We start from the raw sequence: 17,444 nt of genomic DNA on the forward strand, positions 1-17,444 counted from the left end.
CACATCGAGATCGTCGACGTCCACCTCGTCCTCCGTCTCCGGTACGGCTTCCCTCGGCGCGGTCACGGCGGTTTCCTCGTCGGGGACGAGCCGGTTGTGGACGAACACCGCGATCGCCGCCGCTGTCGGGTGGTCGAAGACCAGCGTGGCGGGCAGCCGCAGGCCGGTCGCGGCGGCGAGTTGGTTGCGCAGCTGCACAGCGGTGAGAGAGTCGAAGCCGAGGTCCCGGAACGTCGTCGCGGACTCGATCGCGTCCGGGCCACCGGTGTGACCGAGCACCGCAGCGACGTGGCCTCGCACGAGATCCAACAGGAAAGGGGCCCGCTCATCGCGCGGCAGGGCCGCCAGCCGGTCGGCGAGCGTCTCGTCCGGCTCCCTGGCGACGCGGGTATCGGCACCGACGAGTGCCCGCAGCACGTGCGGCAGCTCGCCGCGGGCGGCCTGCGCGCGAAGTACCGTGCGGTCGAGCGGCACCAGCACCGGGTCGGGCAGGCCCGCGCCGAGGGCCCGATCGAGAAGGTCGAGGCCGCGCTCCGACGTCAGCGGGACGATGCCGTTCTGGGCTATCCGCCGTAGGTCCACGTCATCGAGATGCGCAGTCATTCCGCTGCTCCCGGCCCACAGCCCCCAGGCGAGCGAGTGCGCCGGCAGTCCATGCCGGTGGCGCTCCCGGGCGAGCCCGTCCTGGAACCCGTTCGCCGCCGCGTAGTTGGCCTGGCCGGGTCCACCGATGACGGCCGACGCCGAGGAGAAGAGTACGAAGGCGGTGAGACCCAGGTCCCGAGTCAGTTCGTGCAGATTGGTGGCGCCGTCGACCTTGGGCCGCAGGACAGCGGCCAGCCGCTCCGGCGTCATCGACCCGATTACCCCGTCGTCGAGGACCCCGGCGGCGTGCACGACCGCCGTCGGCGGGTAATCCGCTATCACCCGGGCGAGCGCCTCGCGGTCGGCGACATCGCACGCGGCGAACCTCGCCTCGCAGCCCACTGCCGCCAGGTCGTCGGCGAGTTCGCGGGCGTTGCCCGCCTCGGCACCCTGGCGGGACAGCAGGACCAGGCGGGACGCGCGTCGCGTACGGGCCAGGTGCCGGGCGACGAGCGCGCCGAGTGTGCCGCTGGCACCGGTTACCAGGACGGTGCCGTCGGCGGGCCAGGCGTCGGTGGTCTCCTCCGCCGGCGGAGCTGGCAGCAGGCGGGGCACCAGGATCTCGCGGCCGCGGACGATGACCTGGGGTTCGCTGTGCAGGGCTGCGAGGACAGCCGGCGTCAAGTGGTCTCCGTGGAGGTCGGCCAGGACTACACGCCCGGGCTGTTCGGCCTGCACCGACCGGACCAGGCCCCAGACGGCGGAGCCGGCCGGGTCGTCGTGCGGCGCGACGACGACGAGGCGGGCGGTCTCCCAGCGGGGCTCGGCGAGCCAGTGCTGAACGACCGTGAGCACGTCCGCGACGGCACGGTGCGTCCGCGCGGCCAGCTCGCCGTCGCCCGGCTCGACCCGCAGCATCACGAAGGCGGGAACGGCGGGTCGGCTCCTGAGCCCGTCCAAGTCGGGCATGTCGACGGTGCCCAGCCACGTCACGTCGGGCTGCGCGGTGGCGGAGGTCACCTCGGTGAGGGGCTGCCAGTCCAAGCGGTAGAGCGGACCGGCCGGGTGCCGTCCGAGCGATTCCGTGTCGACCGGGCGGGACACCAGTGAGGCGATGGTGATGACCGGAACTCCGTCGTGGTCGGTAGCGTCGAGGCGGATCCCGTCGCCTTCGCCGCCACGGACGTGGACCCGCAATGCGGTGGCACTGTTGCCGGTGCGACGTACGCCGGTGAACAGGAACGGCAGCCGTGCCGGGGAGTCACCGATCTCGGCGAGTGTCGCGGTGTGCAGCGCGGCGTCCAGCAGCGCGGGATGCAGCGTGAAGCCGGAGGTGGCAGCCGGATCGGGGAGCACCACCTCGGCGAACAGGTCGTCGGCGTGACGCCATGCGCGGCGCAGTCCCTGGAACAGCGGGCCGTACTCCAGACCCCGGTCGGCGAGTCGCTCGTACAGGTCACCGATGGGCAGGGGTTCGGCACCGGCCGGCGGCCAGGCATCGGTGCGAACGGTTTCTGCCACCACGGACGGGTCGGCGTCATCGGCGAGCATTCCGGTGGCGTGGCAGGTCCACGAGCCGTCACCGGTACGGGCATGGACGGTGACGCGGCTGCGATCGTCGCCGTCCGGGCCCGCGATCACCTGCAGATCGACGCTACCGGTATCCGGTATGACGAGTGGCCGGTGCAGGGTGAGCTCCTCGACGAGCGGGCGGCCCGCGGCATCTGCGGCCGACAGGGCCAGTTCGACCAGCCCGGTACCGGGAACGACGCTCCGGCCGGTAATCCGGTGATCGGCGAGCCACGGCTGTGCGGCAAGGGAGAGCCGGCCGGTGAGCAGGACCTGGTCGGTGGCGGCCAGGTGGACGGCGGGGTCGAGCAACTGGTGACGATCGGGCTCGGTCTCGTCCAGCCAGTAGCGGGTGCGCTGGAACGGATACGCAGGTAGCACGGTCGGCGGCCGGGCCGGCGCCAGAGCGCTCCAGTCGACGTGTGCGCCGGCGGTGAAAGCCTCCGCCACCCCCGTCAGCACCGAGGCGACCTCGTCACGATCCTTGCGCAGCAGCGAGACCGCTCGTACGCCGTCCTGCTGCACCAGGGCGGACAGCCCTGTTCCGGGCCCGACCTCGATGACCGTGGTGACCTCCCGCTCCAGCATCGCGGCGAGGGCGTCCGCGTACCGGACCGGCCTGCGTACCTGCCCGACCCAGTAGGGAGTCGAGGTCATGTCCGCGTCGACGTCCGCCGTGGACAGCAGACGCAGGGTCGGCTCGTGGTACGACACCCCGGCGATGGCAGCCGCGAACGGCTCGAGCATCGGCTCCATCATCCGCGAATGGAATGCGTGACTGACCCGGAGCTTCTTGGACCGCCACGCCGCCGCTGCCGCATCGACCGCGTCCGCCGCGCCGGAGATGACCACTGACCGGGGTCCGTTCACGGCGGCGACGTCGACGTCGAAGCCGGCTGCGAGCACCTCCTCCTCGGTCGCGTCGACGACCGCCATCGCCCCGCCGGAGGGCAGCTCCTGCATCAACCCGGCACGCGCGGAGACGAGACGGCACGCGTCGTCGAGGGAGAAGATGCCGGCCACGTGGGCGGCCGCGATCTCGCCGACCGAATGGCCGAGCAGTACGTCCGCGCGGACACCCCACGACTCCAGCAACCGGTGAAGCGCTACCTCCACGGCGAACAGGGCGGGTTGCGCGAAGCCGGTCGCGGTCAGGGCGGCGGCATCGGAACCCCAGACCACCTCGCGGAGACCCGCGAAGCGGTCACACACGTCGTCGAAGACGGCCCGGAACACCGGGAAGGACTCCGCCAGGCCGCGGCCCATGCCGGGCCACTGCGAACCCTGCCCGGAGAAGACGAGACCCACTGCGCCGGCCGGAGCGGCGCGACCGGTGACCAGGCCGCCGACGACCTCACCGGCGGCGAGGGCCCGCAGCCCGGCGATGAGGTCCCGCCGGGTGGCGCCGAGGACCACGGCCCGGTCCGGCAGCACGGAGCGGCGCCGCACAAGGGTCGAGGCGACGGCCGCCAGGTCCGCGTCGCCCTGGTCCAGAGCGGCGGCGATCCCGGCGGACCGAGCACGCAGTGCAGGTACCCCGCGGGCGGAGAGCACCAGCGGGGTCACCGCGACGGGGGCCGGGTCGGCGTCGGTCGTCGCTTCGACCTCCGGTGCCTCGCCGATGACGACGTGCGCGTTGGTGCCGGAGATGCCGAAGGACGAGACACCGGCGCGGCGGGACCTACCGTTGGCCTTCCACGCCACGGGCTCCGACAGCAGGCGTACGTTCCCGGCGGCCCAGTCGACGTGCGGGTTTGGCTCGTCGACGTGCAGGGTGGGCGGGAGCAGGTCGTTGCGGAGCGCGAGGACCATCTTCATGACGCCCGCGATGCCCGCGGCCGCCTGGGTGTGGCCGATGTTCGACTTCACCGATCCGAGCCACAGCGGGCGGTCCCGATCTTCGCCGTACGTGGCGAGCAACGCCTGCGCCTCGATCGGATCGCCCAGCGCCGTACCCGTACCGTGTGCTTCCACGGCGTCGACGTCGCCGGGTGCCAGACCGGCATTGGCAAGGGCCTGCCGGATCACCCGCTCCTGCGACGGGCCGTTCGGGGCGGTCAGACCGTGCGAGGCGCCGTCCTGGTTGACTGCCGAACCCAGCACCAGGGCGAGAACCCGATGGTTGTTGCGGCGAGCGTCGGAGAGCCGTTCCAGCACGACCACCCCGACTCCCTCGCCCCAGCCGGTGCCGTCAGCGGCGGCGGCGAAGGACTTGCAGCGACCGTCGGCGGCGAGGCCGCGCTGGCGGGAGAACTCGACGAAGGCCGCCGGGGTCGACATCACCGTGACCCCACCTACCAGCGCCAGGTCGCACTCCCCGACGCGCAGTGACTGCCCGGCCAGGTGCAGGGCGACCAGTGAGGATGAGCACGCGGTGTCGACCGTGACGGCCGGCCCTTCGAAGCCGAAGGTGTACGCGACCCGGCCCGACACCACACTGGCCGAGTTGCCGGTGCCGACATAGCCCTCGACCTGATCGGGGATGTGCTTCAGGCGGGCCACGTAGTCGTGCGCGTTGGTGCCCATGAAGACCCCGGTGGGTCGACCGCGCAGCGCGGCGACGTCGAGACCGGCGTCCTCGATCGCCTCCCACGAGGTCTCGAGGACCAGCCGCTGCTGTGGATCCATAGCGAGGGCCTCGCGCGGGCTGATGCCGAAGAACGCTGCGTCGAATTCGGTGGCGTCGCGGACGAAACCACCCGCGCGGACGTAGGTGGAGCCGGGACGTTCGCCGGTGGGGTCGAAGATGGCCGCGACGTCCCACCCCCGGTCGGCGGGGAAGGGACCGAACCCCTCGCGGCCGCCGGCGAGCAGATCCCACAGCGCGTCCGGGGTGTCCGCGTCGCCGGGGAACCGGCATGCCATGCCGACGATGGCGATCGGCTCGCCGCTCGGCGTGGCGACGGCCGAGGGCATCGGGGCTGTCGCACCGGGCTCGTGGTAGAGCATCGCTTCCAGGTGGCTGACCAGCCGCTCGGTGTCGGGATAGTCGAAGACGAGGGTGGCGGGCAGCTTCCGGTCGATCGCCTCGCTGAGCTGGTTGCGCAGTCGTACGGCGGTGAGCGAGTCGAAGCCGAGTTGCTTGAAGGAGCGCGACGGCGCGATCTCCTCGACGGAATCGTGGTTGAGGACGTCGGCGACGGCGGCTCGGACAAGCGTGGTGAGCGCGTGCTTGCGGTCACTGGACGGCAGGTCGGCGAGTCCACCGGCAGGGTTCTCGGCAGCGGGCCGGGCCGGTGCGGCCTCGGGGATCTCGTCGAAAAGACGGCTGCGGCGGATGCCGGTCAGCGCCGGGCCGAACACCGGCCAGTCGATCTCGGCGACCAGCCCGCCGGTGCCTGCGGCGAGCACCCTGTCCAGAGCGGTGAGAGCGAGATCGGGTGTCATCGGCGCGGTGCCCGCGCGGCGTAGCCGGTCGGCCGTCGCCGGATCGGCCGCCATGCCGACTTCGGCCCAGGCGCCCCAGGCGACCGCGACGGCCGGGCGGCCGGTGGCGCGGCGGGCGTCGGCGATCGCATCGAGGCAGGCGTTGGCGGCCGCGTAGTTGCCCTGCCCTGCGCTACCCACCATGCCAGCGAGGGAGCTGAAGAGGACGAAGGCGGTGAGGTCGAGGTCGCGGGTCAGTTCGTCGAGGATCCGGGCTCCGTCGACCTTCGGGCGCAGGACGGTGGCCAGACACTCCGGGCTGAGCGTCGGGATGGTGCCGTCGTCGAGGACGCCGGCGGCGTGCACGACGCCGGTCAGCGGCCGCCCTTGGCGGCCGATGTCGTCGAGCAGCACGGCGACGGCCGCCCGGTCGGAGATGTCGCAGGCGGCGACGGTGACGTCGACGCCCGACTCGGTCAGTTCGACAGCGAGCTGGGCGGCACCGGGTGCATCCGGTCCGCGACGGCTGGTCAGTACGAGCCGTCGCACGCCCTGTGCGGCGAGTCGGCGGGCGACCTCGGCGCCGATGCCGCCGGTGCCACCGGTGACCAGGACAGTGTCCGACGGGCCGAAGCGAGCCGGCGGAGTGACACCGGAGACCGATTCCCGGACCAGGCGTCGGGCGAGCACGGTCCCCGAGCGGACGGCGAACTGGTCGTCGCCGTCGGGCGCGGCCAGGATCGCGGCGAGAAGGCGAGCGTCGCGTTCGTCCCGAGTGGGTGACAGGTCCACGAGACCACCCCAGCGCCGCGGCTGTTCCAGGGCGGCGACACGACCGAGCCCCCAGACCTGGGCCTCGTCGGTGCTCGTAGGGGGGTCGTCAGGGCCGGTGCCCACGGCACCTCGGGTGACACTCCAGAGTGGGCCGTCGAGATCCGTCTGCAGGAGAGCGAGCGTCAGCGCGAGGCCGTGCGACTCGTCGAGGGCCAGCAACGACAGGACACCGCCCGGAGCGGAGGCCAGGTCGGCGAGGTCGGCGGCACCGCCGATCCGGGCGGTGCGGAGCTCGATGCCAACGGCGCCGAGACCGTCCAGCAGGCTGGTCACCCACGGGTCGGCGGCGGCGCTGCGCGGCACCAGGACCAGGAGGGACCCGGCGAGAGTAGTGGTAGCGGTGGAGGGCGCCGGTCGCCACGCGATCCGGTAGTGCCACGAGGTGGTCGGATCGGCGGTCTGCCGGGTGCTGCCGACGGCCGCGCTGTCGAGCCAGAACCGCCTGCGCTGCAGGGGATAGAGCGGCAGGTCGGCGCCACGACCGCCGGTATCGCCGAGCAGTCCGTGCCAGTCCAGCCGCACCCCGCCGGCGTACAGCCGTCCACACGCGGTGGCCAGGGCGAGCGCCTCGGGGCGCTGTCTGCTCAGCAGGGACACACAGAGAGCGGAGGGGTGCGAGTCGGTCAACGCGGTGAGCACGTCGTCCGGTCCGAGCTCCACGATCGTGTCGACGCCGTGGCCGTACAGCCAGGCGACACCGTCGCCGAAGCGCACCGTCTGACGGATGTGCCGGACCCAGTAATCGGGGGTGCGGAACTCGGCGGAATCGACCGGTGCACCGGTCAGGTTGGACACCACCGGGATGACCGGCTCGTGGTAGTCCAACTCCTCGGCGACCGCCCGGAACTCGGCGAGCATCGGCTCCATCAGTGGCGAGTGGAAGGCGTGGCTGACCGGCAGCCGTCGGGTCCGGCGGCCACGAGCCCGCCACAGCCCGGCGACCTCCTCGACGGCCTGCTCGTCACCCGAGACCACCGTGGCGTCCGGGCCGTTGGCGGCGGCGATGCCGATGGACCGCTCCCGGTGTACGAGGGTGGGGGCGACCTCGTTGACGGAGGCCTGGATGGCGGCCATCGCTCCACCGGTCGGAAGCGCCTGCATCAGCCGGCCCCGTGCGGCGACCAGACCGCTGGCATCGGCGAGCGACAGCGTGCCGGTGACGTGGGCGGCGACGAGTTCGCCGATGGAGTGGCCGAGCAGGTAGTCCGGCCGCAGCCCCCAGCTCTCGACGAGGCGGTACAGCGCGACCTCGAGCGCGAAGATCGCGGGCTGGGTGTAGCCGGTCTGGTCGAGGAGCAGCGCATCGGGGGTACCGGGCGCGGCGAACATCAGTTCCTTGACCGGCCGGTCGAGGTGCCGGTCGAGTTCGGCGCAGACGGTGTCGAGGGCGGTGGCGAAGACGGGGTGGCGCCGGTAGAGCTCAGCACCCATCTCGGCACGCTGGCTGCCCTGCCCGGTGAACAGGAACGCCGTCGTGGCCCGCTCGGTGGCCGCGCCGATGACCAGGTTCGGGGCGCGTTGACCGGCGGCCAGGGCGGCCAGACCGCGGCGGGCGTCGACGGCGTCGCCCGCGACGACGGCCGCTCGGTGCTCCAGCGCCGCCCTCGTGGTGGCGAGGGACATCGCCAGGTCGGCGAGCGGCAGGTCGGCGGCCAGCAGTGCCGCGGCCCGGGCGCGCAGTGCCACCGGGGTACGGGCGGAGATCACCAGCGGCAGCGGCCGGTCGGGTTCGGCCGGTACCGGCCGCGGCGCGGGCTCCGGGGCCTGTTCGAGGATGACGTGAGCGTTGGTGCCGCTGACTCCGAACGAGGAGACGCCGGCGCGGCGAGGGTGCTCGGTGGCGGGCCAGGGCACGGCTTCAGTCGCCAGGCGTACGTTCCCGCTCGTCCAGTCGACGTGCGGGGTCGGCTCGTCCACGTGCAGCGTGCGCGGGACGACGCCGTGTCGCAGCGCCAGGACGGTCTTGATGACGCCGGCGACGCCGGCGGCGGCCTGGGTGTGGCCCAGGTTGGACTTCACCGACCCGAGCCGTAGCGGACGATCGGTGTCGTGCGCGACGCCGTAGGTGGCGAGCAGTGCCTGCGCCTCGATCGGGTCGCCGAGGACCGTACCGGTGCCGTGGGCCTCGACGACGTCGACCTGCTCCGCGGTGAGCCCCGCATCGGCGAGCGCGGCACGGATCAACCGCTGCTGCGACGGACCGCTGGGAGCGGAGAGACCGTTGGTGGCGCCATCCTGGTTGACGGCGCTGCCCCGAACCACGGCAAGAACCGGGTGGCCGAGCCGGCGGGCCTGCGAGAGCCGCTCGACGACGAGGACGCCCACGCCTTCGGCCCAGCCGGTGCCGTCGGCCGCGGCGGCGAACGGCTTGCAGCGCCCGTCCGGAGCGAGGCCGCGTTGCCGGCTGAACGCCACGAAGCCCGTCGGAGTGGACATCACGGTGACCCCGCCGACCAGCGCGAGCGTGCACTCCCCCTCGTACAACGCCCGCGCGGCCAGGTGCAACGCGACCAGGGACGACGAGCACGCGGTATCGACGCTGATCGCGGGGCCTTCGAGACCGAGCGTGTACGCGACGCGGCCGGAGAGAACGCTGGCCGAGCCGCCGGTGATCAGGTAGTCGCCGCCCTCCGGCGTGGCCGCGAGCAGCGTCGTGTAGTCGCTGCCGTTCGTTCCGGCGAAGACTCCGGTCGCCGTCCCGCGCAGCGACGACGGGTCGATCCGCGCGGATTCCAGAGCATGCCAGGAGGCTTCCAGCAGCAGCCGCTGCTGCGGATCCATCGCCCTGGCCTCACGTGGGCTGATGTCGAAGAACTCGGCGTCGAAGTCGCCGGCGTCGTGGAGGAACCCACCGGATCGCACGTAGCTGGTGCCGGCCCGGTCGGGATCCGGGTCGAACAGGGCGCCGAGGTCCCAGCCCCGGTCGGTCGGGAAACCGGCGATCGCGTCGCGTTCGTCGAGCAGCAGCTGCCACAGGTCCGCGGGCTCACGGACGCCGCCGGGGAACCGGCAGCTCATACCGACGATGACCACCGGATCGGCGGCCCGGTCGGCGGTGGTGGACGCAGCGGCTGCCGCTCCGGTCTCCCGGTCGGTGCCCGGACCACCGAGCAACACCGCTCGCAGGTGCTCCACCAGGGCCGCGGGGGTCGGGTGGTCGTAGGCGACGGTGGTCGGCAACCTGAGGCCGGTGGTCCGGTTGAGCCGGTTGCGCAGTTCCACCGCGGTCAAGGAATCGAAGCCGAGATCCTTGAAGGGCCGGTCGAGCGGAAACTCGTCGAGGTGACCGTAGCCGAGTGTGCCGCCGGCGTGGGTACGCACCAGATCACGCAGCACCGCCGTCCGCTCGGCCTCGGAGAGGGCGGCGAGACCGGCCGCGAACGAGGTTTCGGCGGTGAACTGCGTCGCGTCGCGTTGCCGGGCGGTGTCCGCGCGCGGCCGGACCGGGGCCGCGCGCAGCAGAGACGGAGTGGCGCCGAGCCGCGTGCGCAGGGTCGCCATGTCGAGCCGGGCCGGGACGAGAACCGGGTGGCCGCTGCGCAGGCCCTCGTCGAAGAGGGCCAGCCCGTCCTCGGCTGACAGTCCGACGACGCCCGACCGGCCGAGCCGGTCCAGGGCGGCCTCGTCGAGATGCCTCGTCATACCGCTGGGATCGGCCCACAATCCCCAGGCGAGCGCGGTGGCGGGCAGGCCGAGCGCCTGGCGATGTTGGGCGAGTCCGTCGAGATAGGCGTTGGCGGCGGCATAGTTGGCCTGGCCGGCAGTGCCGAGCGTGCCGGCGATCGAGGAGAACAGGACGAAGGCGGCGAGCGGGGTGTCTCGGGTCAGCTCGTGCAGGTGCCGCGCAGCGTCCGCCTTGGGCCGCAGAACCGAGGTCAGCCGCGCGACGTCGAGGGCTTCGATGGTAGCGTCGTCGAGGGCGGCAGCCGCGTGCACGACGGCGGTCAACGGGTGAGATGTCGGAACCGACGCCAGCAGGCCGCGTACCTGCTCGCGGTCGGCGACGTCGCAGGCCACGAGCGTGACGGTCGCGCCGAGTTCGGTCAGTTCCGCCTGCAGGGCGGCCGCGCTGTCTGCGGCGGGTCCGCGGCGGCTGGCCAGCAGCAGGTTCCGGACCCCGTATGCCCGGACGAGGTGGCGGGCGAGGAGCCGCCCGATGGTGCCGGTGGCGCCGGTCAGCAGGACGGTGCCCGCGGGGTCGAGCGCCGGCGGCCACGCGTCTGCGTCCGGCCGCACCCGGCGCAGTCGTGGCGCCAGCACGGCACCGTTGCGAACGGCCAGCTGAGGTTCTCCGGTACGGGCGGCGGGCACCGGGTCGGCCGCTGGATCGTCGAGGTCGACGAGGACGATCCGGTCGGGGTGTTCGGTCTGCGCCACCCGTACCAGGCCCCACACCGCCGCGGCCTCCGGGTCCACCAGGGCCTCGCCGGGCTGCCCGGTGGCGACGGCCGTGGTGGTGACGACGGCGAGTCGGGCGGCGACGAAGGTCGGTTCGGCCAGCCATGCCTGCACCGCCGCCAGCACGTCGGGCAGCGCGCCGGCACGGGTGACGACGAGGTCCGGGACGGATTCCCCGGCGAGAGCTGCCAGAGCGGCCAGGTCGTCGACGAAGGCAGCCCTCCCCCGCGAGGACGGCGCCGGCAGTGCGGTCCAGGTGAGTCGGCGCAGGTCGCCGGAGACCACTGTCGCGCCGGAGGGTCGGACGCGTTCCGTGCGTTCGACAGTTACCACCTGGATGCCGTCCACGTCGACCGCCGACAGCGAACCGTCGGCGCCCGCCGTGCAGCGCAGGTGGCTGGCGCCGGAGGTGTGCAGGGTGACGCCGTGCCAGGTGACGATCGAGGGGCCGCCCGGCGGGACGTGCGCCGCTGCGTCCAGGAGGGTGGGGTCGAGGGCGAAGCCCTCCCGATCCTCACCCGCGACGTGCGCCGTCTCGATGTGCCATGCCGAGGGGCTCTGCGCGACCGAGCGCAGGGTACGGAAGGACGGTCCGTGGTCGAGACCGGCCTCGGCAAGCCGGTCGTGGATCTCTTCGACGTCACGGGACCGGGCATCGGATGGTGGCCACGGCGCGTCCTCGACGGCCGGTGCCGCTCCTGCCAGCGCGAGGGTGCCGGAGGCGTGACAGGTCCAGTCGGCGGCGGGATCGTCGGCCGGGCAGGCATGGACGGACACCGGGCGCCGGCCGGTCTCGTCGGCGGCGCCGACGGCCACCTGGAGCCGGCTGCCCTCGGCGGTCAGCGGCAGCGGTGCATCGATCCGCAGGATGTCGAGGCGGTGCAGGTTCGCAGCCTCGCCGGCCCGAAGCGCAAGGTCGAGGAAGGCCGCCGGAGCGAGCTGCGGCACGCCGTCGACCCGGTGCTCGGCCAGCCATGGATGGCTGCGGGTGGACAACTGCCCGGTGAAAACGTGGCCGCCGTCGCCGGGCAACACGATCGCGGCGCCGAGCAGTGGGTGTCCGGGCCGGTCCAGCCCAGCGGTGGAGACGTCGGCCGCGGCCGGGCTGCCGGTGAGCCAGAAACGTCGCCGCTGGAAGGGATACGTGGGAAGCCCGGCCGGGTTGCCCCGAGAACCGACGAACCAGCGGGACCAGTCCAGTGCCACGCCGTGCAGATGGGCTTCGGCGAGCGCCTGCGCGATCCTGTCTCGGCCGCCCTCCTCGCGACGCAGCGTACTCACCACCGAGGCGTCGGCCGACGTGTCCTCGATCGCGCCGCGCAGCAGCGGATGCGGGCTGACTTCGAGAAAGACCGGGTGGCCCGCCTCGACCAGCGCGGAGATCGCGTCCTGGAAGCGCACGACCTCACGGATGTTGCGGTACCAGTAGGTGGCGTCCAGCCCCTCTGTGTCGAACAGGCCGCCGGTGACGGTGGAATAGAACGGCACTGCGGACTTCCGCGGCGCGACCGGTGCCAGGGCGTCCAGCAGTCGGATACGCAGCTGGTCGACCTGGGCGGAGTGCCCGGCGGTGTCGACGCCAGGGATGCGGCGGGCCTGCACGCCCTCGCCGTCGAGGCTGGCCGCGAGGTCGTCGAGAGCGGCCGGTTCACCCGAGACGGTGACCGAGCGCGGCGAGTTGACAGCTGCGATGGAAAGCCGGTCACCCCAGCGCGTCAGGCGGGCGGCGATGTCCTCGACGGGCGCGTTTACCGCGAGCATGCCGCCACGACCGGCCAGGCTGAGCCAGGCCCGGCTGCGCAGTGCGACGATCCGAGCCCCGTCCTGCAACGAGAGCCCACCAGCGACGCAGGCGGCGGCGATCTCGCCCTGGGAGTGACCGACGACCGCGCTCGGCTCTACGCCGTAGGAGCGCCAGAGCGCCGCGAGTGCGACCATCGTGGTGAACAGCGCTGGCTGGACCACGTCGACCCGTTCCAACGGCGGCGCGTCCGGCGCTCCCCGGATAACGTCCAGCACATTCCAGTCGAGGAACTCGGCGAGCGCGTCGGCGCACTCCCGGGCTCGTGCGGCGAAGACCTCGGAACTGGCGAGCAGCTCGGCGCCCATCCCACGCCACTGGCCGCCCTGCCCCGGGAAGACAAAAGGCGCCCGGATCCCGGCTCCGTCGTCGGACACCCGGCGGATCTCGGCGGCGCCGCTCGCGAGCGCGGTGAGTCCGGCGAGGAGTTCGTCCGGGGAAGACGCCAGCACGGCGGCGCGGTGGGTCAGGTTGGCCCTCGTCGTCTGGGCGGCGGCGACGTCGGCGACAGGAGCGTCAGGTCGGGTGGCCAGGTAGCGGAGCAGTCCGGCGGCGTGCGCCCGTAGCGCCTGCTCCCCACGTCCGGACAACAGTACGGGAACGGTGCCCGGCGGCGGATGTACGGCGACGGCAGGTTCGGGTTGCGCGGTGGGTTCCTCGATGATCACATGGGCGTTGGTGCCGCTGACACCGAACGAGGAGACCCCGGCCCGGCGTGGGCGGGTGCCGATCTCCCACAGTCGGGACTCGGTGAGCAGCCGGACGGCGCCGGCGGTCCACTCGACGAGAGTGGATGGCTGCTCGGCGTGCAGGGTGCGGGGCAGTTCAGCCCACCGCATCGCAAGCACCATCTTGATGAGACCCGCAACCCCGGCAGCGGCCTGGGTGTGGCCGATGTTCGACTTCAGCGAGCCCAGCCAGAGCGGCCGGTCCGGGTCGCGGTCGCGACCGTAGACGGCGAGCAGTGCGCCCGCCTCGATCGGGTCGCCGAGGGCGGTGCCGGTGCCGTGTGCTTCGACGGCGTCCACGTCCGACGGCGTCAGCCCGGCGTTTGCGAGCGCCTGCTCGATGAGCCGCTGCTGCGCGAGTCCGCTGGGTGCCGTGAGCCCGTTACTGGCGCCGTCCTGGTTGACCGCGCTGCCGCGGATGACGGCCAGGACCGGGTGACCGTTGCGCCGGGCGTCAGAGAGGGTCTCGAGCAACACGATGCCGGCACCCTCGGCGAAAACGGTGCCGTCGGCGTCGGCGGAGAACGGCTTGCACCGCCCGTCCGGGGCAAGCGCCCGCTGTCGGCTGAACTCCACGAACGGCCCAGGGGTCGCCATCACGGTGACTCCGCCGGCCACGGCGAGAGTGCACTCCCCGCGCCGTAGCGCCTGCGCCGCGAGATGAACGGCGACGAGCGAGGACGAGCAGGCGGTGTCGACGGTGATGGCGGGTCCTTCGAATCCGAACGTGTAGGCGAGGCGACCGGAGGCCACGCTGCCGGCGCCACCGGTGCTGAGGTAGCCCTCCACCTCCTCCGGCAGACCGGTCAGACCGGTGCCGTAGTCGTGGAACATGACGCCTGCGTAGACGCCGACTCGTGCTCCGCGCACGGTGTGCGGAGCTATCCCGGCCCGTTCGAGGGCCTCCCATGTGGTTTCCAGCAGCAGTCGTTGCTGCGGATCCATCGCCGTGGCCTCGCGAGGACTGATACCGAAGAAATCCGCGTCGAATTCGGCGGCACCCCGGAGGAATCCTCCCCTGTCGACGTAGGTGGTTCCTGGTCGCTGCCCGTCGGGGTCGTGCAGCCGCTCCAACAGCCAACCGCGGTCGACCGGGAACGTACTGATGGCCTCGCCACCGTCGGCGAGCAGGCGCCACAACTCTTCCGGGTCGTCGACCCCGCCGGGCAATCGGCAGCTCATGGCCACGATCGCGATTGGCTCCTCGACGGGTACGCGCACCGCGGGCCGGCTCTGCACGACCGGGCGTACGCCGGTGAGGGACGCGTGGATCGACGCGGCCAGATCGGCCGGCGTGGGATGGTCGAAGATCACGGTGGCCGGCAGCGGCAGACCGGCGCGGGCGGCAATCCGGTCGCGCAGCCGCACCGCGGAGACAGAGTCGAAGCCGAGATCCCGGAAGGACCGGTCGGCCGGCAGGGTGGCGGCATCGACGCCCAGCACCGCCGCCGTTTCCTCCTGAACCAGGCGCCGCAGCAGGCCGGCGTCGAGAACCTGCGGCGCGCATTCGACCTGCGCTTCGGGAGAAGGCCCGGCGGTGACGACGACGGTGCTGCCGATGCCACGCGCCACATCGAACACAGTGGCGGCCTCGGCGCTGTCCGGATCCCACTCTCCCCAGCCGATCGACACGGCAGCCAGGCCGAAGGCGGCCCGGTGGCGGGCGAGTGCGTCGGCATGCGCGGCGGCTGCGGCCAGCTCAGGCCGGTCGGGGTCGCCGAGTGTGCCGGCTGCGCTGGAGAAGATGACGAACGCGGCGATATCGAGGTCCCGGGTCTGCTCATGCAGCTCGACCAGGTCGTGGACGGCCTCGACGTCGGTGTGCACAACGGCAGTCAGGGGCCGGTCGGCGGGTATCGTCGCAAGCGCGTCCCGCACGGTTGCGTGCGTCGAGACGGTGGCGTCGGCGAAGGCTTCGACCGGCCCGTCGTGCACGACGCTCACGTGCCGTACGCCGTGCGCCTGTACCAGGCGCCGCGCGGCGAAGCTGACGGCTTCGGTGGAGGTTCCGGTCACCAGGGCGGATCCGCCGGGGTGCAGCGCCGGGATGGCCGCGTCGGTTCCCACGGGGGCCGGGACGAGCCGTGGCACGAGCACCGCACCCGCCCGGATGGCGAGGTAAGGCTCGCCGAGGGTGAGCGCGGCGGTGAGTGTGTGCGCCGAGGCCAGGTGCTCGTCCAGGTCAACCGCGACGACCCGGTTTCGCTGTTCCTCCGGCAGCGAACGGATGGTGCCCCAGATCCCGGCGTGAGCCAGGTCCGGCACGTCCTCACTATCCGCCGTTGACACCGCACCACGAGTGACGACGATGAGCCGGGTGGAGCGGGCGTGCGGTGAGTCGAGCCAGTCCCGGATCGCCCGCCCGTCCTCGTCGGCGGTCGCGACGACGACGGGTGGCGGTTGGGCGCCGACCGATGTGGCGCGCAGGTCGGCGGCGGTCCGTTCGATGCCGGCGGCAGCAGCGGTGGCCGGGTCGAGGCCGACAGCGATCCAGTCGGTCGGTGGCGGTGCGCCCTGTGGCACCGCGGTCGGTGTCCATTCGAGTCGTCGCAGCGGGTCGCGGTCACCGATCCGGACGGCGAGGATCCGGGTGGGCCGGTCGCCGAGCAGGTGCCGGCGGATCTTCCCGGAGCTGGTGCGCGGGATGTCGGTGACCTCGTGCAGTTCCTGGGGGATCTTGAAGTACGACAACTGCTCCCGGCATGCCGCCAGCACGTCGTGCGAACGGATCGACCCCGGCGCGGCCGCAATCAGGTAGGCGACCGGGACCTCGCCGAGGACCTCGTGCGCCCGGCCGGCGACCGCGACGTCGGCGATGCCGGGCACGGCTCGCACCACGTCCTCGATCTCAGCGGGGTGAATGTTCTCCCCGCCCCGGATGATGAGCTCCTTGCTGCGGCCGGTGATGGTGAGGTATCCGGCGGCGTCGACGTACGCCAGGTCCCCGGTGCGGTACCAGCCGTGGCGCAGTGCCTGCTCGGTCGCGGCGGGCTGGTCGTGGTAGCCGAGCATGATGTTCGGCCCGCGGACCCAGACCTCCCCCTCGTCGCCCGGCGGCAGGTCACGGCCCGTCTCGCGATGGACGACACGGACGGTCAGGCCGGGCACCGGGAGGCCACACGAACCCGGTACCCGGGTTCCGGTCGGCCAGTTGACGGTGATGGCGCCGCAGGTTTCGGTGGAGCCGTAGGTATCCAGCAGCGGCACGCCGAAGGCTGACTCGAACGCATCCCGTAGCGCTGCGCTCGCCACCGATCCGGTCACCAGGCAGCGACGCAGACCGTGCACCTCGAGCCGGTCGCCCCCGACCGCCTGCAGGAGGTAGTGGAACATCGTCGGTACGCCGGGCAGGAACGTCACTGGCTCCCGCTGAAGCCAGTTCAGGACGTCCTCGGCGGCGAACCCCGACATGATCCGCACGCTCGAACCCACGGCGACGGTGCCCTGCACGCACAGCACATGGGCGAGGCTGTGAAACATCGGCAGCGGCCACAGCATGCGGTCGTCCGGCGAGAGGCCCAGAATCGGGACGTAGCAGGCGGCGACCGACCACAGGCAGGTGCGCTGGGTCGACAACACGCCCTTGGGGCGGCCGGTGGTGCCGGACGTGTAGAGCATCCACGCGGGGGCGTCCAGATCGAGGTCGTCGCGGGCGGGCTCGGCCGGGTCGGTGGTGGCAAGTCGCTCGTATCCGAGCACCTGGCCGTCGGCCGGTACGCCGTCACCGGTAACCAGCAGGGTCGTGCGCCGACCCGCGGTGACCCGGGCGACCTCGGCTTGGTGCCGCTGGTCGGTGATGATCGCGATGGCGCCGCTGTCATCGAGCAGGTAGGCCAGCTCGGCGTCGCTGGAGGCCGGGTTGAGCGGCACGGCGATCGCGGCGGCCCGGAGCACGGCGAGGTAGCTCTCCGCCACCTCGACACTGTTGGCGAGGAAGACGGCCACCCGGTCGCCACGCCCGACACCCTCGGCGGCGAGGTGACCCGCGAGGCGAGCGGTGCGTCGCTCCAGTTGCGCGTACGTCAGGGCGCGACGGTCATCGGCGAACGCGACCTTGTCGCCGGTCGTCGCGGCGTGCTCGTGCAGCAGCTCGGACAACGGCCTGATCAGGTCAGTTCGAAGCATCGGCGCCCCCGCAATCACGCTCGTCGGTGCGGCCTCAG

1 pseudogene is annotated in these 17,444 nt (G+C 72.6%); it reads right to left on the reverse strand.

Going from position 1 to position 17,444, the window contains the following annotated elements:
- Nucleotides 1-96 precede the first annotated feature (96 nt).
- Nucleotides 97-17,352: pseudogene (locus KIF24_RS20525) on the reverse strand (SDR family NAD(P)-dependent oxidoreductase); the annotation flags it as partial.
- Nucleotides 17,353-17,444 lie beyond the last annotated feature (92 nt).

Origin of the sequence: Micromonospora tarapacensis (assembly GCF_019697375.1) — a bacterium.
GTDB lineage: Bacteria > Actinomycetota > Actinomycetes > Mycobacteriales > Micromonosporaceae > Micromonospora > Micromonospora tarapacensis.